The 23,697-nt window shown below is 42.8% G+C and carries 28 protein-coding genes and 4 pseudogenes; 28 read left to right on the plus strand and 4 right to left on the minus strand.

The features are described 5' to 3' along the window. Nucleotides 1-466 precede the first annotated feature (466 nt). From ASG81_RS19925 to ASG81_RS19945, 7 genes and pseudogenes are all read left to right on the plus strand, one after another. Complete coding sequence (locus ASG81_RS19925) at nucleotides 467-1,099, plus strand: cytochrome P460 family protein (protein ID WP_056638201.1); 633 nt, start codon at nucleotides 467-469, stop codon at nucleotides 1,097-1,099. A gap of 25 nt (nucleotides 1,100-1,124) precedes the next feature. Further along, nucleotides 1,125-1,805 carry a DUF4405 domain-containing protein gene (locus tag ASG81_RS19930; RefSeq protein WP_056638206.1) on the plus strand — a complete coding sequence of 227 codons (681 nt, stop codon included), beginning with the start codon at nucleotides 1,125-1,127 and terminating at the stop codon, nucleotides 1,803-1,805. A gap of 310 nt (nucleotides 1,806-2,115) precedes the next feature. After that, entirely contained in the window at nucleotides 2,116-2,694 is a 579-nt protein-coding gene (locus tag ASG81_RS32930) for an MFS transporter (RefSeq protein WP_235548943.1), read from the plus strand. Next, nucleotides 2,675-3,310 carry an MFS transporter gene (locus tag ASG81_RS32935; protein ID WP_235548948.1) on the plus strand — a complete coding sequence of 212 codons (636 nt, stop codon included), beginning with the start codon at nucleotides 2,675-2,677 and terminating at the stop codon, nucleotides 3,308-3,310. Before ASG81_RS32930 ends, ASG81_RS32935 begins: the two co-directional genes overlap by 20 nt. A gap of 84 nt (nucleotides 3,311-3,394) precedes the next feature. Further along, nucleotides 3,395-3,508 (plus strand): annotated as a pseudogene (locus ASG81_RS19940) (aldo/keto reductase); the annotation flags it as partial. Between the two features lie 391 nt (nucleotides 3,509-3,899). Further along, the gene (locus tag ASG81_RS34065; protein ID WP_442952927.1) at nucleotides 3,900-4,178 is read left to right on the plus strand and encodes a GNAT family N-acetyltransferase; all 279 of its coding nucleotides are present in this window, start codon (nucleotides 3,900-3,902) and stop codon (nucleotides 4,176-4,178) included. 285 nt (nucleotides 4,179-4,463) lie between these two features. Then, complete coding sequence (locus ASG81_RS19945; protein ID WP_056638212.1) at nucleotides 4,464-5,651, plus strand: DHH family phosphoesterase; 1,188 nt, start codon at nucleotides 4,464-4,466, stop codon at nucleotides 5,649-5,651. Between the two features lie 247 nt (nucleotides 5,652-5,898). Here ASG81_RS19945 and ASG81_RS19950 read toward each other — a convergent pair whose 3' ends face one another. After that, nucleotides 5,899-6,279 (minus strand): hypothetical protein, encoded by a 381-nt coding sequence (locus tag ASG81_RS19950; RefSeq protein WP_235548944.1) that lies wholly within the window; start codon nucleotides 6,277-6,279, stop codon nucleotides 5,899-5,901. A 165-nt stretch (nucleotides 6,280-6,444) separates the two neighbouring features. On the opposite strand from ASG81_RS19950, the gene ASG81_RS19955 reads away from it, so the two are divergent. The 11 genes and pseudogenes from ASG81_RS19955 to ASG81_RS19990 all read left to right on the plus strand — a co-directional run bounded on the left by ASG81_RS19955 (nucleotide 6,445) and on the right by ASG81_RS19990 (nucleotide 13,567). Then, on the plus strand, nucleotides 6,445-6,774 hold the full coding sequence (locus tag ASG81_RS19955; RefSeq protein WP_056638215.1) for a YnfA family protein: 330 nt from the start codon (nucleotides 6,445-6,447) through the stop codon (nucleotides 6,772-6,774). A gap of 413 nt (nucleotides 6,775-7,187) precedes the next feature. After that, nucleotides 7,188-7,685, plus strand: coding sequence for a DinB family protein (locus ASG81_RS19965; RefSeq protein ID WP_056638221.1), 498 nt, complete (start codon nucleotides 7,188-7,190; stop codon nucleotides 7,683-7,685). A gap of 405 nt (nucleotides 7,686-8,090) precedes the next feature. Continuing rightward, entirely contained in the window at nucleotides 8,091-8,234 is a 144-nt protein-coding gene (locus ASG81_RS30060) for an SDR family oxidoreductase (protein ID WP_442952928.1), read from the plus strand. A 450-nt stretch (nucleotides 8,235-8,684) separates the two neighbouring features. Continuing rightward, nucleotides 8,685-8,855: pseudogene (locus ASG81_RS32940) on the plus strand (DoxX family protein); the annotation flags it as partial. A gap of 46 nt (nucleotides 8,856-8,901) precedes the next feature. After that, nucleotides 8,902-9,231, plus strand: a complete 330-nt coding sequence (locus tag ASG81_RS19970; RefSeq protein WP_056638224.1) for an ArsR/SmtB family transcription factor — start codon at nucleotides 8,902-8,904, stop codon at nucleotides 9,229-9,231. Beyond that, nucleotides 9,228-9,647, plus strand: a complete 420-nt coding sequence (locus tag ASG81_RS19975) for an SRPBCC family protein (protein WP_056638227.1) — start codon at nucleotides 9,228-9,230, stop codon at nucleotides 9,645-9,647. Before ASG81_RS19970 ends, ASG81_RS19975 begins: the two co-directional genes overlap by 4 nt. 81 nt (nucleotides 9,648-9,728) lie before the next feature. Continuing rightward, nucleotides 9,729-9,794, plus strand: a pseudogene (locus tag ASG81_RS34070) (transcriptional regulator); the annotation flags it as partial. A 50-nt stretch (nucleotides 9,795-9,844) separates the two neighbouring features. Beyond that, a complete protein-coding gene (locus tag ASG81_RS33535) occupies nucleotides 9,845-9,979 on the plus strand; it encodes a hypothetical protein (protein WP_268795798.1) in 135 nt (44 codons plus the stop codon). Nucleotides 9,980-10,038: 59 nt separating this feature from the next. Further along, nucleotides 10,039-10,632, plus strand: coding sequence for a YdeI/OmpD-associated family protein (locus tag ASG81_RS19980; RefSeq protein WP_056638231.1), 594 nt, complete (start codon nucleotides 10,039-10,041; stop codon nucleotides 10,630-10,632). A gap of 656 nt (nucleotides 10,633-11,288) precedes the next feature. Then, on the plus strand, nucleotides 11,289-12,425 hold the full coding sequence (locus ASG81_RS19985; RefSeq protein ID WP_056638234.1) for a DNA sulfur modification protein DndB: 1,137 nt from the start codon (nucleotides 11,289-11,291) through the stop codon (nucleotides 12,423-12,425). Further along, nucleotides 12,425-13,567, plus strand: coding sequence for a DNA sulfur modification protein DndB (locus ASG81_RS19990; protein ID WP_056638238.1), 1,143 nt, complete (start codon nucleotides 12,425-12,427; stop codon nucleotides 13,565-13,567). The genes ASG81_RS19985 and ASG81_RS19990 overlap by 1 nt, the downstream gene beginning before the upstream one ends. Before the next feature lie 980 nt (nucleotides 13,568-14,547). On the opposite strand, the pseudogene ASG81_RS33540 reads toward ASG81_RS19990, so the two are convergent. From ASG81_RS33540 to spoVB, 3 genes and pseudogenes are all read right to left on the minus strand, one after another. Then, nucleotides 14,548-14,685: pseudogene (locus ASG81_RS33540) on the minus strand (MerR family DNA-binding transcriptional regulator); the annotation flags it as partial. Nucleotides 14,686-14,786: 101 nt separating this feature from the next. Beyond that, on the minus strand, nucleotides 14,787-15,134 hold the full coding sequence (locus tag ASG81_RS34075) for a DUF3502 domain-containing protein (RefSeq protein WP_056638241.1): 348 nt from the start codon (nucleotides 15,132-15,134) through the stop codon (nucleotides 14,787-14,789). Between the two features lie 598 nt (nucleotides 15,135-15,732). Continuing rightward, nucleotides 15,733-17,283, minus strand: coding sequence for a stage V sporulation protein B (gene spoVB / locus ASG81_RS20000; RefSeq protein ID WP_056638244.1), 1,551 nt, complete (start codon nucleotides 17,281-17,283; stop codon nucleotides 15,733-15,735). 691 nt (nucleotides 17,284-17,974) lie between these two features. Here spoVB and ASG81_RS20005 point away from each other — a divergent pair. The 10 genes from ASG81_RS20005 to ASG81_RS32960 all read left to right on the plus strand — a co-directional run. Continuing rightward, nucleotides 17,975-18,262 carry a hypothetical protein gene (locus ASG81_RS20005; protein WP_056638248.1) on the plus strand — a complete coding sequence of 96 codons (288 nt, stop codon included), beginning with the start codon at nucleotides 17,975-17,977 and terminating at the stop codon, nucleotides 18,260-18,262. Between the two features lie 62 nt (nucleotides 18,263-18,324). Continuing rightward, a complete protein-coding gene (locus ASG81_RS20010) occupies nucleotides 18,325-18,750 on the plus strand; it encodes a MarR family winged helix-turn-helix transcriptional regulator (protein WP_056638250.1) in 426 nt (141 codons plus the stop codon). Nucleotides 18,751-18,889: 139 nt separating this feature from the next. Continuing rightward, entirely contained in the window at nucleotides 18,890-19,999 is a 1,110-nt protein-coding gene (locus tag ASG81_RS20015; RefSeq protein ID WP_081417462.1) for a Gfo/Idh/MocA family protein, read from the plus strand. 24 nt (nucleotides 20,000-20,023) lie between these two features. Then, nucleotides 20,024-20,413, plus strand: coding sequence for an LLM class flavin-dependent oxidoreductase (locus ASG81_RS32950; protein WP_056638253.1), 390 nt, complete (start codon nucleotides 20,024-20,026; stop codon nucleotides 20,411-20,413). 65 nt (nucleotides 20,414-20,478) lie between these two features. Continuing rightward, nucleotides 20,479-20,796 (plus strand): hypothetical protein, encoded by a 318-nt coding sequence (locus ASG81_RS32955; protein ID WP_056638256.1) that lies wholly within the window; start codon nucleotides 20,479-20,481, stop codon nucleotides 20,794-20,796. Further along, on the plus strand, nucleotides 20,786-21,919 hold the full coding sequence (locus ASG81_RS20030; RefSeq protein ID WP_056638259.1) for an NtaA/DmoA family FMN-dependent monooxygenase: 1,134 nt from the start codon (nucleotides 20,786-20,788) through the stop codon (nucleotides 21,917-21,919). Before ASG81_RS32955 ends, ASG81_RS20030 begins: the two co-directional genes overlap by 11 nt. A 23-nt stretch (nucleotides 21,920-21,942) precedes the next feature. Beyond that, entirely contained in the window at nucleotides 21,943-22,185 is a 243-nt protein-coding gene (locus ASG81_RS20035) for a DUF896 domain-containing protein (protein WP_081417463.1), read from the plus strand. A 270-nt stretch (nucleotides 22,186-22,455) separates the two neighbouring features. Beyond that, nucleotides 22,456-22,986 carry a MarR family winged helix-turn-helix transcriptional regulator gene (locus ASG81_RS20040; RefSeq protein ID WP_235548945.1) on the plus strand — a complete coding sequence of 177 codons (531 nt, stop codon included), beginning with the start codon at nucleotides 22,456-22,458 and terminating at the stop codon, nucleotides 22,984-22,986. 34 nt (nucleotides 22,987-23,020) lie between these two features. Further along, the gene (locus ASG81_RS20045) at nucleotides 23,021-23,233 is read left to right on the plus strand and encodes a hypothetical protein (protein WP_056638264.1); all 213 of its coding nucleotides are present in this window, start codon (nucleotides 23,021-23,023) and stop codon (nucleotides 23,231-23,233) included. A 202-nt stretch (nucleotides 23,234-23,435) separates the two neighbouring features. Next, nucleotides 23,436-23,696, plus strand: a 261-nt coding sequence (locus ASG81_RS32960) for an SDR family NAD(P)-dependent oxidoreductase (protein ID WP_235548946.1), incomplete at its 3' end; no start/stop codon positions are given. Nucleotide 23,697 lies beyond the last annotated feature (1 nt).

Below are 23,697 nucleotides of genomic sequence, written 5' to 3' on the forward strand. Positions count from 1 at the left end.
ATTTCAAGCCAAACTCAAACAGCGCGCGCCGATTGAGTATCGGCACGCGCTGGCAGCTTAGCTTTTTTCATCTGTCTACTTGACAGGGGTATGACCAGATGGGGAAATCTATTTGGTTTTTTTTATTGGTTAAATATAGGTGGAGCAACTTAAGTAACGGTAAGCGGTATCCTGCTGGTAAGATGCAACTGCGAAAGTAATAAAAAATTCATAACTGTTCACGTGAGAGAAATAGGCAATCATTTAAGATAATCAGGATATCGATTTCTTTTTGATTCGTTGCATAATTAAATTACGCATGGTCTGTTATTTTGGACGAACCGATATTCTGGTCAATGTTGGATGTGTAACTTGGCATATGGAGGAGATGTTTGAAAAACAGATCAGGCAGTACATGTGTGACTACAAATCTTCTGCAAGCGGTATTCTAAAAAGTCGTAATGGCTAATTTTGGAGGAGAAAAACATTGAAAAAACTATTATTACTTGCCTTCGGTTTAGTTACTGCCTTCACATTCTCTGCATGTGGAAGTAACAACAATGACATGACAAACAGTACTCGGCAGGCGGAACCTCCTGGAACTGACAGTGAACAAGTTAAACTCCCTGAGAACTACGATAAGGGCGTGCTCTATACGACTGTGACTCGTGGAAATGCCAAAGAGCTGCTCTATACGAGTCGGGAAACTATCGAAGCGTTGAAAACCGGCAAGCCGTTCCCCAGCGGAACCGTATTGACTCTCGAGATCTACAGGGATGGAAAACTATCCGACATTTTTGTCTCGGAAAAGCGCACTGGGTGGGCCGATCAGAACTCTCCTAAGAAGAGCAACGGAAATTGGCGATACCAGGCTTTCACTACTGATAAGTCAGTTAATACTAAGAGAAACATTGAGAGCTGCATTTCTTGCCACGGAAGTCAGGAACGGGATGATTTCGTGTACACGTACGATGAGATGAAGAGTTTTAAACTTGAGGATTTTAAGGCATCGATAGACAACAGGACGGAATCGCGGTTTGCAGGTATACCTTTGGATGATTCGAAAGTAAATGCATTAAAAGATTACATGGCTACTCTATCATCCGAAAAAACGTCATAAGATAAGAATTTATGGAGGTAAGCGTTTGAATCCAAATATGTTTATTAAGCTGATTATTGACCTTATTATGACAGAATCCATGTTAGTAGCGATGGCTTATCATATTACTGGAAATATGATCCACGAACTGGTGGGTGTTTTCTTGTTTGTATTGTTTATAGTTCATAATATCTTAAATCGACGGTGGTATAAGACGATTTTTAGGGGAAAGTACAAGGTACAACAAATTCTTAGCATAGCGGTGAATCTGCTATTTCTTATAACTATCGCTGTGGCGCTGATAAGTTCCGTGCCAATTTCACGTGACATTTTTCCTTTTATTCGTATCAATAATGACATGGTCATGAGGCAGATACATGTTCTGAGTGCTTATTGGGGATTTATACTCATGGCTGTTCATATAGGAATCTCGTGGGGAAGGATTATTAATGCAGCGAGAAAAATGACGGGTATCATCACTACCAGCCGTGTACGCACAATTGCGTTTCGTTTGTTGGCGGTGTTAATTGTTGTTTATGGTGTGCAGATTTCCTTTGAAAGAGATATGGGTTCTAGGTTACTCATTTATAATCCATTTGGGTATTGGGGCTTCGATGAAACCGCCATGAGGTTTGTAATAGATTACCTATCTATCATGGGGATCTATATTTGCGGGACTCATTATACTTTGAAATATATTCAGAAACATGAAAAGGCTAAGTCTTAAAAAGTAGATCAATGATAAAGCGGAGATGAGTTATGAGTTTTAATGTACTCGTCCAAGTAACGTAACACAGTTCCAATCGGGAGGGTTGTGACCAGTTTTTGGGGATACGAACTCATTCAATTCGTTAAAAATTACAAAGGGAATTGCAGCATCTATCATAGAACACTACCTGAGATACTCATTTTTATACCGGAATCCATTACCGATATGGTTTTTAAACCTGTCAACCATCTGATGTAGCGATCAATGAGATGGTCATTCGTCCTACCAGTCAAGAGCGGTAATCATAATTGTTTTAAGGAGGATAAAGTTGTACACTCGACTAAAAAAATTGTTTGCAATCAAGGGATATAGTTTATTTGTCATTTGTGTTCTATTAGTCGGCACCGGGATTTCGATTACACTGCCGTACTTAGCTCTCTATTTTACAGAGGATTTGGGAATGAGTGCGGGAGCCTTCGGCGTTTTCACGGCTGTGAGTTCATTAAGTGGCGTGGTGGCGAACTCGTTCATTGGTAAACATTCGGATCGCAGGCTGGACCGGAAATTAATTATTATTTTAGCCGCGGTTTCATCTGCATTGGGCTATTCTTCATATTTAGTGTTTGATAACTTCTTAATTTTGCTTATTATCGTTAGTTTTTTTAGTGGTTTAGGGGCTGCCGCCATGCCGCAAATTTATGCCTACGCTCAGGAATCAGCAAATGAAAGCAACTCCGATGACAAGACGTTTGCGATGTCTACTTTACGTTCACTTGTATCTCTCGGATTCCTGGTAGGACCTTTAGTAGGAACAATAATTTTAGGAGCTGTTGGATACAAGACTCTTTTTTGGGGCTTCCGCCATTTTTCTTACAATCGCATCTCTTGTGTTTCTATTTCTGCCTAAAAAAAGAGCAGTTCAAAATAAGAGATCAGGTAGTACAGGCGCAACTTCACTCAACCGCAGGCAGATCTGGTATCCGTTGATTGCCTTCATCTTTCTATTTGCGGTCAATGCCATAAACGGGATCGTCACGCCATTGTTTATTGTAAACGAGCTTCATGGTACGCTTACAGATGTCGGATTGGTTGTTAGTATTTGTGCTGGTTTGGAGATTCCCATTATGTTTGCGCTAGGCGCCCTGGGCAGAAAAATATCGAACCATTCTTTGATGATCAGCGCCTGCTTTATTGCAATAATTTACAACATTATATTAAGTGTTTCTACCGATTCCTGGCAGCTGATAGCAGCACAGCTTTTGCAGGCAGCGTTTGTGGCTATTGTTATGGGCAATGGACTAAGCTATTTCACGGAGCTGCTTCCAAATTCACCGGGGATGTCCACAACGATCTATTACAACGGGTCCATTATTGGAAGGTTAGTGGGAAATTTAGGCGGCGGTATCATTGCTCAGTTTGCAGGGTTTCGTGACGTTTATTGGGTATGTCTGGCAATTGTAATTGTCTCGTTCATTATCTTATGGAGTATAAGACCCCATAAGGATATTGAAGTAGCCACTTGAAGGAATCAATATCCATTAGAAAGTGAGGAGTATGTGAAACTTGGAAACACCGGTGTGGATGTATCCCGGCTTTGTATTGGCTGTATGAGCTTCGATGTATCAGAGCGTTGGCATCATCCTTGGGTGCTCGATGAGGAGCGCAGTCGTCCTATTATTAAAAGAGCCCTTGAATTAGGAATCAACTTCTTCGATACAGCGAAATCAAAATTACTCCTGATGGAGATGAAATTGATTACTCAATTTATTATGAGTTGAAATTCCATTGAGGGACGGGAAACGATAGGCTAAACATAAAGGGTTCCACATATATACATGACTAATATGTGGAACCCTTTATATTATCTGAATTTTATAAATTTAGGTCTTGATAAACCGGGAAAATAAAGTATTAGACTAACGATGCGTCGGCAGTATAACTAGTAGAGATAAGGGGGGGTATATTCTTGATGGACCAATTTAGCGCCTCTTATAGTTAAAAGGGCATGTCGAGATGACCTCGATGCAATATTAAATATCTGGATTGAAGCTACTCACTGGGTTAGAGCAAAATTAGGAATGGACCCTAATACCTGTATATTTCAATGATGAAATTGTACTAAAACACTATGAAGATACAGAATTGTTTATTGCTCTCCTACAGAACACAATAGTCGGAACATTTTCTATACAGTGGTCAGATAATTCGATTTGGAATCAGAGTGAAAATGATGGGTATATCCATAAAGTAGTTGTACCAAGGAAATCTTCAGGAAAACGTATCGGGAAATCGCTTTTAGATTGGTCTGAAAAATACATAAAAGAAAATGGCAAAGAATGTTCCAGACTAGATTGTATGACTGAAAACCAAAACATAAATAGGTATTATTAAAATCATGGCTATATTTTGAAGGAGTATTATGAGGAAGATAATTATAAGGCTAGTTTGTATGAAAAAAGACTTTGAAGGAGAACAGACAGTTATCTCGGTGATGCTACGGAAAGATATACCCAAACATGTATAAGTGTTAATAATGGGGATGGTCCTAATGGTATTGGATGCTAACGTTTTCCTTAACTTTACAAACGTGTTGTTACCCGAATAAAATGGTTCACTCATGGGTATTTTATCGTTTGTAATTCGGATGGAAACCATTCAATAACAGGGGGCTGTATTTTGTATCTTTTGTATACTCATAATGATCTGGACGGAGTAGGATGCGGCATAGTCGCGAGATGTGCTTTTGGCGGCAAAGTGGAAATCCGGTATAACTCGGTAGATGGTTTAAATCTGCAAGTTGAACGGTTTTTAGAAAAATCAAGAAGGAAAAGTTTTTTGTTTATTACCGATCTATCCGTAAATGAAGCGAATGAACTTGGTCTCGACGAATTTGTGAAATCAGGCGGAAGAGTAAAACTTATTGATCATCATAAAACGGCGCTTCATTTCAACAAATACCCTTGGGGATCAGTTCAAGTGGAATATGAGAATGGCAAGCTTGCCTCCGCCACTTCGCTTTTCTATGAGTATCTCATTCAGAACGGATTGTTAACGCCCACGAAAGGAATGGATGAATTCGTCGAGTTGGTACGGCAGTATGACACTTGGGAATGGGAAAAGCATGGATCGCAGCAAGCCAAGCGTCTCAATGATCTCTTTTATATGGTATCCCTCGAAGAATTTGAGGAAAAAATGACGGAGCGTCTTCAGAAAAATGAGCATTTTTCGTTTGATGAATTTGAAGAAAAAATATTGGTCTTGGAAGAAGAAAAAATTGAACGTTATGTTCGGAGAAAAAAACGAGAAATAATCCAAACTATTATTCATGATCATTATGTAGGCGTCGTTCATGCAGAATCTTACCATTCTGAACTGGGCAACGAATTAGGAAAAGAAAATCCGCATTTGGATTATATCGCGATCATGAACATGGGTGGAAAGAAGATAAGTTTACGAACGATACATGATCATATTGACGTTTCGGAAATTGCAGGTCTTTATGGAGGCGGAGGCCATGCCAAGGCTTCTGGTTGCTCCATGACAAAAGAATCGTACCAATCGTTCGTTGCGGAAACATTCCCGATGGAACCGATTCGCGCGGATGCTTTTAAAAATACGTTTAACTTAAAAAACTCCGTTTATGGAACGCTTTATGAGAATAGAAAGGAACAGAGTTTGTTCATTTTCCCATCGGGAGGCGGTTGGGTAATCGATGTCGACGGGGACGAATTGAATGAACATTTTTTGACGTTTGAAGATGCGGAACGATTTGTAAAACGGCATTATGCCGCTTGGTTAGTCCGAGACCAGGTCTATATCGCATACCTAATGGAACATATAGCGGAAAGTAGAACAAAGGCATAGAACACATGTATTAAAAACAAGTCTAAACAGCTTAGTCAGACTGGGAACGGTGCCTGGCTAAGCTTTATTTGTCGATCACACAAGTCACTGGCCGTGATGGTATTCCTATCGCCTTGGGCTTGGGATTATTCTTGTGCAGCGACACAACATTACTTTAATAATATAATCGGTAGCCTTGAAAGAATAGTAAATTTCTAGACTACCGCTATATGATTGAATAATATCGAATTTCATTTTAACCTAATTTCTATAATCTGATCTTTGAAAGATGACTATGGTTACTTTTATCAGTAAACGTTGCAATCGCCTGAATTTTCTCTTTGAGTTCATTTAATAAAAAAGCTTTTGCTTCCTCATTCCCGGTCAATTGCAAAAAAAATGGTTTGTTCTCATGGCTTGCACTAACAGTAAACGTTAGAAACGGGCAACACTTTCTTTCCAAGCTGACCCATTCAAAAAGGAGGCGCGCTGTATCCGAATCACCTGGAAACTGGTATTCAAATCCGTTTTCAATCTCAGTAATTCCGATCCTTCTCTTTTCCAATTCGCCGCAAATTTCTTTATAATCAATTCGTTCTTCTTTAGTGAAAACCGTGTGGCAGCAAGCAACCGGTATTTCTTTGTTCATGAACAATTATCCCCTTTCGCTTTTGCACGAATTGCAATTGCAACCTTATCAATTCAATGATTCAAATTTTGGATGATGGATTAAAGTGCAAATGCCTCACCTGGTCTGAATGCTCAACTAAAATAAAAACAAAGGGAACTTGTTCTTAGAGAGGAGCAAACGTACTTGTTGTTAACTATCCTGATTTTCATAATCGCAGGACTTGCTGAAATCGGCGGGGGATATTTGGTTTGGCTTTGGCTGCGAGAATCCAAACCTCTTTGGTATGGTATAGTAGGAGGGATATTCCTCATCCTGTATGGCATCATTCCAACGCTGCAGAGTTTTCCAACGTTTGGACGGGTCTATGCAGCGTACGGCGGAGTATTCGTTATCCTGGCTGTACTCTGGGGATGGCTGGTCGACAAAAAAACACCCGACATGTACGATTGGATCGGAGCCGTAGTTTGTGTTGCGGGCGTTTCCATTATGCTTTGGGCACCCAGAAGTCAATAATCATTACATATTCTAAACAATAACCACAATCTTTTTCATTCGAATGAGTAAGACTCCACATCATGTCAATAAAGCGAAATATGAGATACGGCAGCAATTATTGGGAGTCCTTTAGTCCAAAGCTGAATCGAAATGTTCGATTCAGTGATTTGGAATATGACCATTGGGTTTTGCTTGAGGCAAACCATAATGTGAAAATCTTCTGTGAGCAGCCTCTTCGCATTAAACACTTATTTAATGGTGAACTGGCAGAATCTATCTTTGATATGTGGGTTAAGTATCAGGATGGATCCGAATCGTTCATTGAAGTCAAATACTCAAACGAAGCTTGGGATAAGATATGGCTTAAAATCTAAGCATACTCGTTTAGAACCAGGTATGAAATTTGATTTTAGAGCTTTCCACTCGAATTTATGGTCAAACAACTGATCGTCGGCGACGCAACGCATGAACTGGCCACTACGCGTCGCATTCTGGAACGCTTGCCCGAGGAGCATATGTCGTGGAAGCCGCACGAGAAATCGATGACGCTCGGCGGGCTGGCCACGCACCTGATCAACCTGCTGAACTGGCAAATCGCGATTTTTCAGTACCCGGAGTTCGATCTTTCGACCGTGCCGCTGCGGCGGGAGCCTTTGGAAAAACACGCTGACGTTCTGGAGAAGTTCGACGCGAACGTCGGCAAGTTTGAAAAGTTGCTCGCCGAATGCGACGAGAAAACGCTCGGCGAGGAATGGACGCTGCGCCACGGCGACCATATCATCCTCCGCGAGCCGCGGGCGATCGCGCTCCGCACCTTCGGATTAAGCCACATGGTCCATCACCGGGCGCAGCTCGGGGTATACTTGCGGCTTCTCGATATTCCGGTGCCGTGCATCTACGGTCCCTCGGCCGACGAGGAAGCCCAATGAACTAAGTTTCTCGATCCGATACGCGCCAAACAGTCGCAGGGCACCGGCATGACCGCCGGTACTCTGCGACTGTTTTTATTGTTGTCGAATATCTGTGTAGTCCGCAAAAAAACATTAGATCAAGAGTTTGAAAAGCACCACATCGAGAAGTGAAAATTGACTGGTGACAAGAACATAATCTCATTAATTGCCGCGTAAATCGCGGCATTTTTATTTTATGGGATAAAGTTCTTGTCAAAATCAAATGACAAGACCTTTATCTCATTTCCGATTTTGATAAGAACAATATCCCATTCCCACTGTAATCACAAATTGGGAAAGGGGCCTAGATAACGACTGTAAACTCTACCAGCATATTTAATAAATCGACTCCTATAAAAAAAGGTTCATGTCCGAATCATAAGGATAAGAACGTTTTTCCTAGAAGTAAAACGTCCTGGTACGATGGAAGAAGTAGCTTCAGCCGTAGTATACCTTGCTTCCGAACAAGCTTCATTTATCAATGGAGTGAATCTCCGTGTTGATGGTGGATCTGTAGCTAGTCAATAATGTACCAGCGAAAGAAGAGAAATGAAAGTTAAAAGTCAGGAATGGGTTAAAGTTCTTGTCAATTATGACATCAAGTTCTGGTCAACTGACAGTTGCATGGTTGCTAGATGTGATAACTGATGGCAGGGGCTAACTCATTATAAGAAGTGACAAATTAAACAACTAAAATGAAATGTATGATTGTGACACAAGCCATAGATGTCTAACGACACAAATCTAGGGACATTGTCGCTATCACGTTCATGCGGAGTTTAAAAACGGTGTTGACAAGACACCAAATGGTATCCTATAATCAAAACGACACCAAGCGGTGTCTAATTAATAGTTACTCATTTGGAAAGATTGGAACCTGAATAAGCTTCACTTGAAACAATTATGAGGAAGATACAAATGAGTAAGATTAACGGTACGGAAACAACCACGAAAGAAGAAACCCAGCCCTGAGGAAAAATGATTGCTTATTGGACAGTCACATTACTACTCGCAGCAGCTGTTACGTTAAGTGGTATCGGGCAATTGATGCAATATGGGGGAAACGTCGAGTTAGTGACGAATCTTGGTTACCCATTATACGTCTTGACCATTCCAAACTTTAGGGAGGTGGTGAAATTAACGGCTGTCCATTCGTACCACCAATAGATTTCTACTACAGAATGGAGAGGGTGTTTTGAGCGAGAACAACCAATTGCGGGATGTGTTTGACGCGATTGCAGATCCAACTAGGCGCCGACTGATTCGTCTGTTAGCAGAGGCAGAGGAGATACCGCTTCATGAGTTAACGGCACAGTTTCAAATGGGCCGTACAGCGGTATCCAAGCATTTGACAATCCTTAAAGATGCCGGACTGGTACTTGACCGAAAAGTCGGCAGAGAAACGCGATTTAGGCTAAACGCCTCTCCACTCAGAGAAATTCAAGATTGGGTGGCTTTCTACAGCAAGTTCTGGAGTACGAATTTATTGCGCTTGAACCAACTTTTAGAGGAGGAAGAAGAATGAGTTTAACATTATCCTTGGATTTTCAGTACACGACATCGATCGAGAAGCTTTGGTCCGCCTTAACCGATTCAAGCAAGCTTGCCAAGTGGGTGGCCAACATCCACACCGGTGAGGCGATGGATAATGATTTTAAGCCCGTCGTAGGACACCGGTTTCAGTTTCGCACTCAGCCGTCCGAATATTGGGATGGAATTATTGACGGCGAAGTGCTTATCGTGGACGCACCAAACCGGGTGTCCTACACCTGGGCCAGTGGAGGGGAGACGCACACGGTTACCTGGACGCTACAGGATTTAGGGGACGGTAAGGTTGACCTTCATCTCGAACAAACCGGATTCTCTAATACTCAAGCACTCAATGGAGCTAAGTATGGCTGGAGTAAATGGTGCGGCGAGCTTGAAAAGGCATTGGCCTAGCTGTAAAAGGAATTAGAGCTTTATGTATATCATTTTCGTTATTTTACAAAGTTTTCTGCTTGTCTCCATAGCCTTTGGCGGCTTCTTGAATTAACGACTCAGTTTCCAATGGGCCGTACAGCGGTATCCAAGCATTTGACAATCCTTTAAGAGGCAAGACTGGTACTTGACCGAAAAGTCGGCAGCACAACCTCGATGTGATTAGCCAAGCGGATTGGATTATCGATATGGGACCGGACGGAGGCAGCAGGGGCGGCCAGGTGGTGTTCGAGGGCACACCTCCGCAGATCATCCATGCGGAGCAGTCGATCACGGGAAAATACTTGATATAATTGAGGATGATCATTCCTCACTGTCAGCGGATCGAAAAATTGAAAAGGGGTGTTCCTTGATGACAAAAGGTGAAAGGAATCCTAAGATTGATCCATTTTTTAGTAAGGCTAAAAAGTGGAAGGAAGAATTCGAGCTGTTGAGAAATATCGTTCTTGACTGCGAGTTGACCGAAGAGTTTAAGTGGATGCATCCTTGTTACACGTTTCAGGATAAAAACATTGTTCTAATACATGGATTTAAAGAATACTGCGCGCTTCTGTTTCACAAAGGTGCCTTGTTAAAAGATCCCCATGGTATCCTAATCCAACAAACGGAAAATGTGCAGGCGGCGCGCCAGATTCGGTTCACCAATGTTCAAGAAATAGATGAGATGCAGCTTATCTTGAAAGCTTATATCGATGAAGCTATTGAAGTTGAAAAAGCCGGTTTGCAAGTGAACTATAAAAAGAATACGGAATACATAATTCCTGAAGAATTAGAAAATAAATTCGTTGAAATCCCTGACTTGAAAACTGCTTTTGAAGCATTGACGCCGGGACGGCAAAGAGCGTACATTCTTCATTTTTCTGCACCCAAACAATCCAAAACTCGAGAGTCAAGGGTTGAAAAATATTTACCGCATATTCTGGGCGGAAAGGGATTAGATGATTAGGATATTCGATGAGAAAATAAATGAAATCGATGTCTAACGACAAATAAGCGGGGACATATCGGATAAAAATCTTGAGAACAAACGGCGGCGAATGATGACGGTGGGTGCGTGCGTGCGCGCGTCACGCAGCTCTCCGTTCCAAAAGGTGAGTTCGCAATCGGAAGTTTGCGGCAGCGGAAAAGATAAATTTTTTGAAGTTCTTGGAATAAGAACGATTTTTTGCGCCAAAGGGCCGGCACCGTTAATCGAGAAGAGGTCATTGGCGTAATCAAGCATTTGGTGAAGGGGGGCATCGTCAAAGGAAACTGACTTGGATCATGCCGATGATTATAAGAAACGATAAGTCTTTTCCTGAATATGGGCATATCTATTCAATGTAATATTTCGAGATGAGGAGAGCGAAGCCTATTACTACTGGCTTCGCTCTTTCTGGGGACCCAGAGAGGCGCAAGATGCTGTTTTATTTAAATCTTTTAAACAAAATCCGTTCTTGTCGTTTAACGGGTCAAGTTCTTGTCGTCCGACGCCTGATCCCCAACCAATCAAAGGATATTTCATGTTAATCTAGAAATATTATTAGGTAGGAATGGCGAAAACTTTGTTAACTACAATATTAGGATTACTCCGTAATAACCTATCATGAATGGAGGAAGGATATGGAATCTATTAATTCATTATCTGATTTATTGACATCCGGATTGAACAACTCGTTCATGGAAATACCGAGCCAGGCGGCAAGAACCTTCGGGCAGTCCACCTTGTCTGCAACAGTGCCAATGAGCAAGCTGTTTTCCATTTATGAAATCGATTTAGAGGTTCAAAGGCAACTTATTCCCAGGAACGTGTCCGGATTGATCGATTATATTCTCTTGTATTTGGATCACGATCAAAATATCTATTTTCCTGGCATCATCCTGTCAGCCCGCGGTGCGGGTCACTATGCCACAGATACCGGGACGTACAGTCTGCAGCCAATGGAGAAGTGTTATGTCGTAGACGGGCAGCACCGGCTGGCCGCATTCCGTCGAGTGATGGAGACGCTACAAAGCAACCTTGCAAGAGCTAAAGATCGTAGAGAATACGAACGCGTGGAAGAGATAACGAGCAAACTCCGCAAGCTCTACGAATTCCCGGTCTCCGTCATGATCTATCTCGATATCAACGCTAAGCAGGAACGCCAGCTCTTTTCCGATATTAACAAGCTACCGCGAAAGATCGGTGGGAATCTTGCTGTTTTGCGTGATCAACGACGGTTCTACCATATTATGGCCTCCAGGCTAGTGCAAGAGTATGACGTTATGAAAAGGCTCCCAACCGATATATATTCCGAACGAGGCAAGGATGAAGAACATCTTTTCTCATATTCGTTCCTGATCGAATTACTGGTGGCCTTATTCGAAGGCCGTATGAAAGCCAATGTGAAAAGTAATGGGTATCATTATTCAGAAGAAGTGCTGGAGCAGCATCTGGTGCAAGCGTCTAAGTACTTTGACATACTGATTGATGCATTGCCGGAACCGGATCGTCGCGAAGCATGCTGGTCAGAAAATATTCAGATAGCCCTGGCGCTCTTTCTGCATAAGGAAGCGTTCAAGACATTGCAGTTCAACGTTTATACACTTACTTACGCCGCTAAGATCTTTAGCCATATCGACTGGAAAGCGATTTACAAGGATGATGAGAAGGATCGGCTGCCGCGCAGAAGTCGGATTATGAAAGCCTATCAATATGTTTGCGATTTCTATAATGATCAGCATATCTTGCTTCTGGTAGATAAGGAGGATGTAGTCTAATGGATGGCTTGCGGTTACGGATGACAATTCACCCCTATTGCGAACGTTACGGAATGGCAACGGTGTCGCTCAAGGTTCATGATCTGCTAAACTATACGGCTATCGATCCGATGGTGCAACGAAAATTAAGCGGAAGTCAGCGAAAAAAGATCGCGCATTACCTGCAGGAGCGTGAATTGGATCATATCTTCTATGGACCCGTCACGCTCTCCCTGAGAGATGTAAGCGCATTCGCTAAAGAGGAAGACCATCTCGTCCTGCTTCATGGAGGGAAGCTCAGCATCCTTGACGGACAGCATCGGATTCAGGCGCTTGGACATACCAATGAGAAAATGCAAAAAGAAAGCCGGAAGTACGAGCGTGATGTGATGAAGCTCAAGGTCAAATGCCGGAAATCACCTGAGAATAATGAGCTTCGTGAAGAGCTGGAGCAGACAGAGGGGCTATTAGCACAGCTCGAATCTAGGCGGCTCGACCTGTTGGAGAGTGAGCTTTCCGTCCAGCTCTATATCGGGCTTGGCGAGGAGGAAGAGAAACAGCTATTCGGTGACATCAACTCCAAGGTACAGTTAGTAAGCAAGGAGCTCGGGCATGCATTCGACGGGAGTGACCCGCTTAACACAGTCATTCAGCAGGTGGCCGATTACAATGAGCTTCTAAAGACGGCCGGCATTGAGACCCGCAACAATTTAACAGCATTCAACAAAAATTATACTTGCTATAGCTGGTTGTACGCGACAGCCTCCATACTATATACGGGCAAGATGCAGCCCTCCTATGATCTAGCTCGACGCATCCGCAAGGATCCGGCGGTTCATGTAGAGCTTCTGCATCAGTTTATGAACACAATTCTTCCTCATATGCCAGAGCTGCCAGGACTCACGAGCTTTATTTCATCTAGCAGAGTGATGCAGGAGGCGATCGCCTTGTATGCTCATGGATATCTTGTGCAAGATAACGGCACGTATAAAGGGGACTGGGTGTCCTGCTTGAACATCCTGAAATATGTGGATTGGACGCATAACAATGAGCAGCTCGCCGAGAAGTTGGGAAGAATGGACAACGGTAAATTGAATCTTATTCACGAGAAGTCGCTGAGAAAACATTTGATTGTCGTGGATTATTTGAAGGAATTTATATAAGATATTTCTCAAGAACAGTCCGGGGAATTTTATTATGAGACGAAGAACACGTTACATTCGCAAATGGACAAATCATTCATTGAATGTCCGTACGAAAAGAAGTTAATTCGATCGAGTTTACATTCGATGAAATCCTACAGCCCGTTAAGTGCATCAATGAAGCAATTGTTCGCGGTTGACCCATTCCTTACTCGAAAGAAACGCGTAGGGTTTGAGGACGTACAATTAGATAAGCCTTCGCATAAGATATTCAGGAGGATATCAAGAACGGGATCAGTCAAAATATAAACTAGGTGGGGCAGTAGGTGAAGTAATGGCCAGCTGTCCCATTTTTTTTTGAGTGACTAATCGCGACACATTAACGTCTTTACGATAAACGACCCCAATCTCCGCCTGGATGACTGAGACTGCCCCGCTAATGCTTACCGTATAAAACCGTCAGAATGTTGGCGCTACCCTGGCGCTACCCCTTAATAAAAAGTGGTTATAATAGACGGAATCGGACAGGACAAGCCATGATATATTCGAATTACAAAAATCCGGAAACATCAATCGATAAGGTTCCGCGTGGAAGCACCGCAACTGGAGCCTAAGAGGCACAATGAGTAAAACTGGTAAAACAGAAATTCTCGAAATGCTGGGACTTAGAGAAGATCGGGAGTATATCGTTACGTCGAAGGGTGACATTGACGGAAACGGATGCATATAAGGTGTATGACACGTAATACAAAACAGGAGATTATGTACGGCTTTTACACGCCGTACCGAACGAATATAATTATGGCAAGATGCCGGCGGGTAAGCCAGTCGATGAAGAAGGGGATAGTGTTTCCTCGTTTTTGATGCGGAAGATGAATCCGAGGTTGAAAATAAAGTTTTTTAATCAGCTGCTCTCGTCACTTGGGTTGTAACAAATAAAGTTTTTTAGTATTTAGTAGGACTTGACTCGAAATGTTCAGCAAGCCCTACATAGGCTTTGGCCGATTATTATTTATGTCACGTTGTAAACTCGGAACTAACCCTTTGTCTGTATAAAAACGGATAGTGTGTTCGGACATGCCAATACGTTTAGTTACCTCTTTCACGATATACTTAGACGGACTTTGACATTTCTGAATTGACTGAACTGCCGAAGGTTGATTTTCTTTACGAATCTTATGGCAGCAGCAGTCTGGCATTAGTGAACGCAAGAAATTGAAGACGGTGCACGGGTGTGCTTCTAGCCGGATCGACGGCAGTTCCTGCAAATGAAGGGATACAAAAAATAATTTGACCAGATATTAAGTTGTTTTTGTTTCTCTTTTATAACTCTCGTAATCCCGGCTATCCGGAGAGCGGCACGGAACTCGGGGAGCGTAACATCAGGATCTAAGGTCCCGGTTTCCAGTCCGTCCTGATATTGATCTAGGACAGCCTGTATAGCTGACATTTCGGTGCGAACGGGATCGGCGTTAAAGGAAAATCCTAATGCCTTGGATTGTTTAGCTTCTTGATTAAAAAGAGCTGTTTGCTCCCAAATATCAAGCTTATATGATTCCCAGATATAAGTGAGGAATTGATTGCCCACTTCGTAATTACTAAACCAATATCACACGTTACGTATATTCTTGCCGGCAGGATAAGTTATCGTTTGATCCGCTACCCTAATATAATGTTTTCCCTCGATTCCATAGTTAAGTAAATTTAAAAGACTTACATCTGAATACAGCAGATTAAGCAATTTCATTCCTATGTCAGGATGTCTGGAATGAGCGGCCAAACTCATGCCAAATTAATTGATCGAACCTGAAGTCATATAGGATCGGTTAAAGGAATTGCAACCATCGGCATCCCTGTTAAACGGGACTCCTGTTCTTCCACACCTGGTTTTATCGTTGAGAAATAAGCAAAACCCAACCCCGCTTTGATCAGCTCCGGATGCCGCATTTAATGCGGCATTTTTTTTATGTTATCAAGTTCTTGTCAAATTGCAATGACAAGAACTTGATAACATTCCCGATGAGTGACAAGAACGTTGATTCATTCCCGACATGCGTATTGGAGTAAGCCTAAATGCGTTAACCCGTCGCCGGAAAAGGGATGGTATCGGTGATATTTTTGAAACGGAAAATTGATTTCAAAACGTATCGTGTTAATCGTTAGTGAAGAAAGAAAACAAAAATTGTTTACCATGGAATCGAAAACCTCTGGAGCGTACTTTTCCAATTCAACGTACCCGTCAATACGAGTGTAATGAAATAGATGAACAAGGACCAGACAATTGAAAGTATTACGCTCCATAACAGCGGTAGGCCTTGGACGGTAAGATAGTCATAGGTCCAGTGCCCGCATATCGCCATCAGCATCATACAGATCCCAACCTTGATATAAGGACGAATACTCCAGTAAAATCCAATCGAGCCTGAGATCGAAAAGAAGTTTAACAGTGTTTGCATGACAATTCCGATGCCGATGCCGTATGCGATGCCGATAATGCCGAATTGGCTGCCGAACACGAAGATCGAGACAGCTTTGAAAATCATTGCTGCCACGTAGTTCCACAGTGTAGCTTTCGCTCGGCCGAGACCGAGCAGGATCGCGTGCAGCGGTGCGTCGAAATAATGCAAAAAAAACAAAGGCGCTAATATTTTGAGTAGCAATCCTGCTTCCGGTGCGTTGTATACAAGCGTCGTAAGTGGAGTTGCCCACTCGAATAGGATGACGGTCGCCGGCGCGCCGATCAGAAGTCCCAAGCTTAGCGCCTGATTCATCCTCTCATGCATAAGCAGACTGTTCTTGTTCGCCGCTGCCTCGCCAATCGCAGGAATGAGAGCGGTGGACAAGGACTGCGTAATAAAGCTTGGCATGAACAACAGTGGAAACACATAGCCGGCCAGCAGGCCGAATTGCTTCGTGGCTAACACCGTGCCGATGCCCGCCAGCGCCAGGCTGGATGTAATGAGAAGCGGTTGGAAGGTGCTGTATAACGAATGAATAACGCCGTGCCCGGTCGTCGGCAGACCGATCTGTAGCAGCTCTCCAAGTGTGCTTCTTCCTTGCTTCATATGTCTCGCCCATGTCTCGCCCGGCATCTTCGATTCGCCGTACAGTTTGTAGCTTGCCACCAGAAATAAGAGGCTGATCGCTTCGCTGACGACTGATGCAGCCATTGCACCCGCAGCCGCATACGCGATGCCGAAAGGCAGCAATAGGTGTACCAATGCAAGGACACAGGCGATTTGCACCGTATGCTCGAGCACATCGGAGGTGGCGATGGTCCTCATCTGCTGTATGCCACGGAAGTATCCTTTTAACACCGCGGAGACAGCGACAATCGGCGCGATCGGCGTAATCGCGAGCATCGCATAATAGGCGCGTTGATCGCTCAGCAGGATGGATGCGATCCATTCGGATCCTAGTAGTGAAATGAACGTAAGCGCTATGCTCAAGATGCCGGTGACGGCTAGCGACACGTGCAGGATACGCCTCACTTTCAATCGTTCGCCTCGGGCGTGGGCCTCCGCGACCAGCTTTGAAATTGCCACTGGCAATCCAAGCTCCGTAATCGTAATGACGAGAGGGACGAGCGGATGCGCCATCATCAATAGGCCGATTCCCTCCGCGCCCAGTACACGCGCAATATACATGCCGCTGATAAAACCGAGAATGCGGTTGATGAAAGCAGCGACAGACAAGACTAGCGTTCCTCTCATGAACGATTGCCCGTGTTGCACCATGGCTTGTTTCCTCCTGTTTATATAATACTTAAATATGTATTCAACATTTGGAAAAGCATGCGAACGAGCTGGTGTTAGACTCATTTATGAACAAGCAATGTTATGCAACGGCGCGGCTTTTTTACGATAATGTTCTTAGATAACTTTCAATGAGAGAAGAATAAAGTTCATAATAAAGGTACCTTTTCCCATCTAGTTTTGAACAAACGGCTTTTAGCGGTAGATTCAGACGCCGTGCTCCTCCATTAGAAGTATTCCTTCGAAGCCTTTTCACTTCATTACATCCGCGCGGAATTATCCGAAGGAGTCCGTTTAGATCCGCTGAAGCCTTGTCCTGTCTGGGTTCTTGGCGTTCTATTCGGACCATAGAAAGCTATAGTGTCAGAGGACAAGAACATATATGCATTGGAAACCGCGTAAACTGCGGTTTTTTTGTTGTAAGGATATATGTTCTTGTCCAAACCTGAAGGCAAGAACATTTATCCTTAGTCGAGATGTGACAAGAACATATACTCATAGCCGATAGCCCTTGAAATAAGGAATTATCATTATCTCCCGCCCATTCTCATTCTATGTTAAATGTTAATCTAATCTATCGCAGGGCATAAAAAACCGCAGGAAAGTGGGGACCTTCCCGCGGCTTCTAAAAAAGCGCGAATGAATTTGTTTTGGGATGAAGGGGGAGCTTTTCATGTCAAAAGTAGGAAAACGAGGCAGTTCCCGGCGAAAAGGTGACGAATTTCAGGATCTTGTAGCCTTAATATTTGCGTTAGACTACTATATTTCCAGCAAGCCGTTTAGTATGTTTCTTGAGTACGAACAATCTGGAAATCTCGACGATATTGTTATATTCGATGGGAACAACATTCTTGCTCAACAAGTAAAGTATGCGGTCAATGCACTCAGTGTCTATGAGATTGATGATTTTATTGATAAGGATAGTCCTGTTTACATCAAACGAGTGCTAGTTGACTGCTGAATACAATCGTGATATATTTAGCTTGCTAAATAAATTCAATGATAAAGGCTGAGAAAAGCAATATGGAGAAAAATATTGACTGTGAGATTCGTGAGTTGTTCGATAAACTTTCGGCTAGAATGAGACGAGATTATAGCGAAAGTCTAAGGGAACTAAACCTACATGTCGGACAAGATAATCTGCTCTACCGTTTATGGTCGGGTGATGGAATAACACAAATGCAGCTAAGTGAGCATTTGAATTGTGAGCCTCCCACCATAACCAATATGGTTAAATCACTTGAACAAAACGGATTTATTTATCGTAAGCGTGATGAGAAAGATGCACGAGTTATGCGTATTTTTCTAACCGACAAAGGGAAAGAACTTGAAGAGCCAATTCGTATCATATGGCAAAAGCATCAAGAAAAGTTGCTAAAATCGATTTCAACTGATGAACGACTACTTTTAAGGCGGCTTATGAAGCAAATGGAGAGTAATTTGTTCTAAGAACTCTCCTCTTCTCGAATTTTATTTAGTATGCTAAATTATTATTTAGTACACTAATTAATCAATTTGTAAAAATTTAAGTAATTGTTTAGCAGGCTAATTATTTTTTTCATACAAATCACAAAGGAGATATTTAAATATGATGACTAAACAAAAAATTGGTGTTGGTATTATTGGTGCAAGCCCCTCCAATCCGTACAGTTGGGCGGTTAATGCACACATACCTTCGATTAAAGCATTATCGGATGATTACGAATTGAGAGCTGTTAGCACAAGCCGTCAAACGACTGCGAAAGAAGCCGAGAAGAAGTTTGGTGTTCCGGGATTCGATAACCATCTGGATTTGATCAATCATCCTGGTGTTGATCTGGTTGTTGTCACTGTAAAGGTTCCCTATCATCATGAAATCATTTCCGCCGCGCTTGATGCGGGGAAAATGGTCTTCTCGGAGTGGCCACTCGCCAATGGCCTAGATGAAGCAGAAGAATTGACTAAACGCGCAGAAGCATCAGGAGTACGCACAATTGTAGGCTTACAAGCACGTTATAGTCCTGTCATTCGCTATGCAAGAGACCTTATTTTAGAGGGTTACATTGGAGATGTTCTTGGTACGACGCTTGTTGGATCAGGCATGGGTTGGACGGGAGTTACCGATCATTTGAATTCGTACGTCTATGATAAGGCCAACGGAGTAACGCTTCTCTCGGTTCCGATCATGCATACTTTTGATACCCTACAGTACTTGCTGGGTGATTTCTCGACCGTGTCGGCAGAATTGGTATCCAATCAAACAGAAGCCTTAGTAGCAGACACGAATACTATAATTCCCTTTACCTCACCCAACCATGCATCGATTATGGGGACGCTGACGAGAGGTACGGCAGTGTCTGTCTTTTATCGCGGCGGTATATCTCGTGGTGAAAATATGCGTTGGGAAATTAATGGTACAAAAGGTGATCTGGTCATAACTGCTCCAAGTGGTCATACCCAGTTAGCTGAATTAAAGTTGCAAGGTGGACGAAATCAAGAGAACCGTGTAGAAGATTTATTTGTTCCTGAATCTTACTTTAGAAATCATCTGCCGACCGGTATGCCAGGTAATACAGCGCGAATTTATGAACAGTTCGCCAAGGACTTGCGTGAAGGCACATACATCACCCCGGATTTTGCACATGCTTTACGCCAACATAAACTTCTCAGCGCTATTGAAACAGCTTCACTTACAGGAATGAGGCAGCAATTAAGCTGATTTTATTTAAGAGGAGTAATTCGAATGAATTCAACTATGAATGAACAAAATATAAAATTATCGGTTTTAGATTTCGTCCATGTATACAAACACTCCAACCCAATGGAAAGCCTGAATAATACGACAGAGGTTGTTAAATTGGCGGATCAGCTGGGATATACCCGGTATTGGTTTACTGAAGATCACAATACAACGAGTCAAATCAGCACTTCTCCGGATTTGCTAAGTTTGCATGCAGCCTCCCAGAGCCGGCACATTCGTGTTGGTTCTGGAGGAATTATGCTGCCCAATCATAGTCCTTTGAAAGTAGTAGAAAACTTCACGGATTCGCATTTGCTGCACATTTGGCCCCGAAACTGGCAGTACCGATATTACGCTCATATCGTGAAAACTTTGTTCCATCGTCGTACCTAAAGGAGCCTAAAAGTATATTAACTATCGCCGTTATCACTGCCGAGACTGACGAAGAGGCACGATACTTGAGCGGTTCATTAGAGCTCATGTGGGCAAGAATGGCTACGGGATCAGCTAATATTTCTTTTCCCACCTTAGAAGAAGCAGCATCCCATGTGTATACACCTGATGAAGAAAGAGCCAGGGAATACAACGCTGAACGTTTTGTCATCGGAAGTATTGTTAATGTGGCCAAAAGGCTACGGGAAAAAGCAAAAGAAGCATGGGTTGACGAAATTATGATAGCCGATTTTTATCCCGAACAGGCTGCGCGGTTAAAATCCCTTGAATTATTGGCTAGAGAGTTTGGCCTTAACAGAAAAGAGAGGCAAAATGAAAAATAAAAAACAACTTAAGATCGGCGTTATTGTTGATGGTGTTGGTTGGAGTTATACGGCATGGCGCCACCCTAACATGCCTGCCAATGCAAGCGAAAGTATAGATTTTTATGTCAAGAAGGCACAACGAGCTGAAGAAGGCAAGTTCGATATGGTTTTTTTAGCAGATGTAAGCCATATAGGGCCTGGAAATATTCCACACTATCTAAGTATGTTTGAAGGTGTAACGATACTCTCCGCACTAAGTATGGCAACCAGCCACATCGGACTTGTTGCAACTATAGCCACATCTTACGCTGATCCATTTACAGTGGCTAGACAGATGGCCTCTCTCGATAAAATTAGCAACGGGAGAGCGGCATGGAATGCTATTACTTCTAATCTTGGAGGATTGGCTAACTATAGCAGAAGGCATTTGTCTAAAGATGATTTATACCCTTTGAATAAAGAGTTCATAGAAATTGTGGAAGGTCTGTGGGATTCCTATGAAGACGATGCTTTTATCCGTGATAAAGAGAGTGGTATCTTCTTCAATCCAAGAAAGATGCACCCATTGAACTATAGAGGAAGGTATTTTTCTGTAGACGGTCCACTAAATATTAGTCGTTCTCCACAAGGAAGACCTGTCATCTTTCATGCGGGTACATCTGAAACGTTTATGAATATCGCATCCAAACATGCTGAAGGCATACTCATAAATGGGGATGATTACAATTACGCCAAGCAATTTAGTGAGGAACTAAGAAGAAGAGTAGTCCTTGGAGGACGAGCCCCGGAAGACCTGTTGATTATGCCGACACAACACATCCTCGTCGGAAGAACAGAAACTGAGGCAAATGAAAAGTTTCAGGAGTTAAAAAGGTTATCACCTGCAGGATATCATATTCCTAAGCCTCAATTTTTCGGATCTGCAGAGACCGTAGCTGATATGATTGAGCATTGGCATCAAATGGGTGCAATGGACTTATTGCTCCTAAGACAAGAACATCCTTCGGGAATTGATGATTTTATTGATTTGGTCGTACCTATCCTACAGGAAAAAGGAATATTCCGAAGAGAATATGAATCCCGCACGTTGAGAGGTAATTTAGGTCTTCCTTACCCAGAAAATAGGTATGCAAAAGTATAATAACAACAGTGGAGATGAACACTATGATTCCTTTTCTCGATAGAATAAACGAACTGAGCAGGAAACAAGCCAAAGAAGGACTAACTGATAACGAGAAATCAGAGCAGATGAAACTACGGCAAGATTATTTGAAGATGATTCGTGGACAGTTTCTAACAACTATGTTAGCTATCTCCGTAGTCGATTCTGAGGGAAATGATGTTACTCCGACAAAGCTAGTTGATGAGAAAAATCGCACGTTATTAAACTCCCTTGATACGATATGATTTTCTCACGAATTCTCGCTTATTCGCAGGATTTCGCCCGGATGGAAAAGAGTGGAGGACAAGAAGGGATGATTTCACAACGATTGTAAAAGAAGAAAGCGGCGGGATACTTCCAGCCGCTTCTTTGTACATAATAAAAAAGGATCCGTCCAGGTTAAGATGATTATAAAATTGACATCGACACAATACGTGTATATACTCATAATTATGAGAGAACAAAATTCAACTTCAGATTTTTCAGGGACGACTTATACAGCAGAGTGCGCTTGCTTGAATTTAAGAAAAGCGTCCCGGTTCATTACCAGTTTATATGATGAATATTTAAGACCAGTCGGGCTTCGGGCTACACAGTTGTCGTTGCTRATGGCACTTGAACAGGCCGGGTCTGTCACCATTACATCTCTCTCCGAATTWCTTCTGATGGATCGGACCACATTGCCACGGGATCTCAAGCCGCTTGAGAGACARGGCTGGGTGTCGATCACGGAAGGGGAGGATCGYAGGAAACGATTTATTGCTCTGACACCCGACGGCCGGGACCTTCTTAAGCGTGCGCTGCCGTTATGGGAACAGGCGCAAATCCGTATTCGAGACTATATGGGCGATGACCGTTATAAAGGTTTGCAGGGTCAATTGTCTGATATCGTTAAGCTGACACCCGATGGCCGGGACCTTCTTAAGCGTGCGCTGCCGTTATGGGAACAGGCGCAAATCCGTATTCGAGACTATATGGGCGATGACCGTTATAAAGGTTTGCAGGGTCAATTGTCTGATATCGTTAAGCTGAACAGGAGAGATTAATTTTTTTCGCCAAAAAGGTGTATATACACCTAATATGAAAGGATGGATGAAAGTGGCCGATATGAAAAAACATCCCACAGTTGTACGTTACTACGAATCCTCTGCGCAATCCGCCACTCTTGACAACGAAACGGTTAAGACGGCAATCATTGGTGGGGATCAAGCAAAACGGAAGCTTTCATTATTAATGGATGGAAACGAACGAAGTAAGGCATATTCGATGAGATTCTCTGTTTTGGCAATATAAATCATTTATAGAGAAAGGATTGATTTTTATGAAAATGGATTCCAACACAATTCTTATAACGGGTGGAACATCCGGGATTGGATTCGAGCTTGCNAAACCGGATTAATCGGGCTGAAGTGGTGAGAGTAAAGCCGGGCATTGTAAAGCTGGAGATTCTCTGTTTTGGCAATATAAATCATTTATAGAGAAAGGATTGATTTTTATGAAAATGGATTCCAACACAATTCTTATAACGGGTGGAACATCCGGGATTGGATTCGAGCTTGCTACTCAGCTCGTTCAGCTTGGGAACACCGTCATTATTACCGGGAGGGATCAGTCCAAGCTGGATCTAGCCAAAAAGAAACTGCCTAACGTACACACATTTCAGTGTGATGTAAGCGATCCAAAGGCCATTTCCGACCTTTTTGAAAAAGTAACCAGTCAATTTCCAGAACTGAATTTTCTGATCAATAACGCTGGGN

Source organism: Paenibacillus sp. Soil522, from assembly GCF_001428245.1.
Taxonomy (GTDB): Bacteria; Bacillota; Bacilli; order Paenibacillales; family Paenibacillaceae; genus Pristimantibacillus.

What these genes read in the sequence shown, in the direction of transcription:
- ASG81_RS19950 (WP_235548944.1), bottom strand. Translation starts at nt 6,279, where the DNA reads ATGAACAAAGAAATACCGGTTGCTTGCTGCCACACGGTTTTCACTAAA.
- ASG81_RS19965 (WP_056638221.1), top strand. Translation starts at nt 7,188, where the DNA reads ATGGTCAAACAACTGATCGTCGGCGACGCAACGCATGAACTGGCCACT.
- ASG81_RS19975 (WP_056638227.1), top strand. Translation starts at nt 9,228, where the DNA reads ATGAGTTTAACATTATCCTTGGATTTTCAGTACACGACATCGATCGAG.
- ASG81_RS19980 (WP_056638231.1), top strand. Translation starts at nt 10,039, where the DNA reads ATGACAAAAGGTGAAAGGAATCCTAAGATTGATCCATTTTTTAGTAAG.
- ASG81_RS19985 (WP_056638234.1), top strand. Translation starts at nt 11,289, where the DNA reads ATGGAATCTATTAATTCATTATCTGATTTATTGACATCCGGATTGAAC.
- ASG81_RS19990 (WP_056638238.1), top strand. Translation starts at nt 12,425, where the DNA reads ATGGATGGCTTGCGGTTACGGATGACAATTCACCCCTATTGCGAACGT.
- spoVB (WP_056638244.1), bottom strand. Translation starts at nt 17,283, where the DNA reads ATGGTGCAACACGGGCAATCGTTCATGAGAGGAACGCTAGTCTTGTCT.
- ASG81_RS20005 (WP_056638248.1), top strand. Translation starts at nt 17,975, where the DNA reads ATGTCAAAAGTAGGAAAACGAGGCAGTTCCCGGCGAAAAGGTGACGAA.
- ASG81_RS20010 (WP_056638250.1), top strand. Translation starts at nt 18,325, where the DNA reads ATGGAGAAAAATATTGACTGTGAGATTCGTGAGTTGTTCGATAAACTT.
- ASG81_RS20015 (WP_081417462.1), top strand. Translation starts at nt 18,890, where the DNA reads ATGATGACTAAACAAAAAATTGGTGTTGGTATTATTGGTGCAAGCCCC.
- ASG81_RS32950 (WP_056638253.1), top strand. Translation starts at nt 20,024, where the DNA reads ATGAATTCAACTATGAATGAACAAAATATAAAATTATCGGTTTTAGAT.
- ASG81_RS20030 (WP_056638259.1), top strand. Translation starts at nt 20,786, where the DNA reads ATGAAAAATAAAAAACAACTTAAGATCGGCGTTATTGTTGATGGTGTT.
- ASG81_RS20035 (WP_081417463.1), top strand. Translation starts at nt 21,943, where the DNA reads ATGATTCCTTTTCTCGATAGAATAAACGAACTGAGCAGGAAACAAGCC.
- ASG81_RS20045 (WP_056638264.1), top strand. Translation starts at nt 23,021, where the DNA reads ATGAAAGGATGGATGAAAGTGGCCGATATGAAAAAACATCCCACAGTT.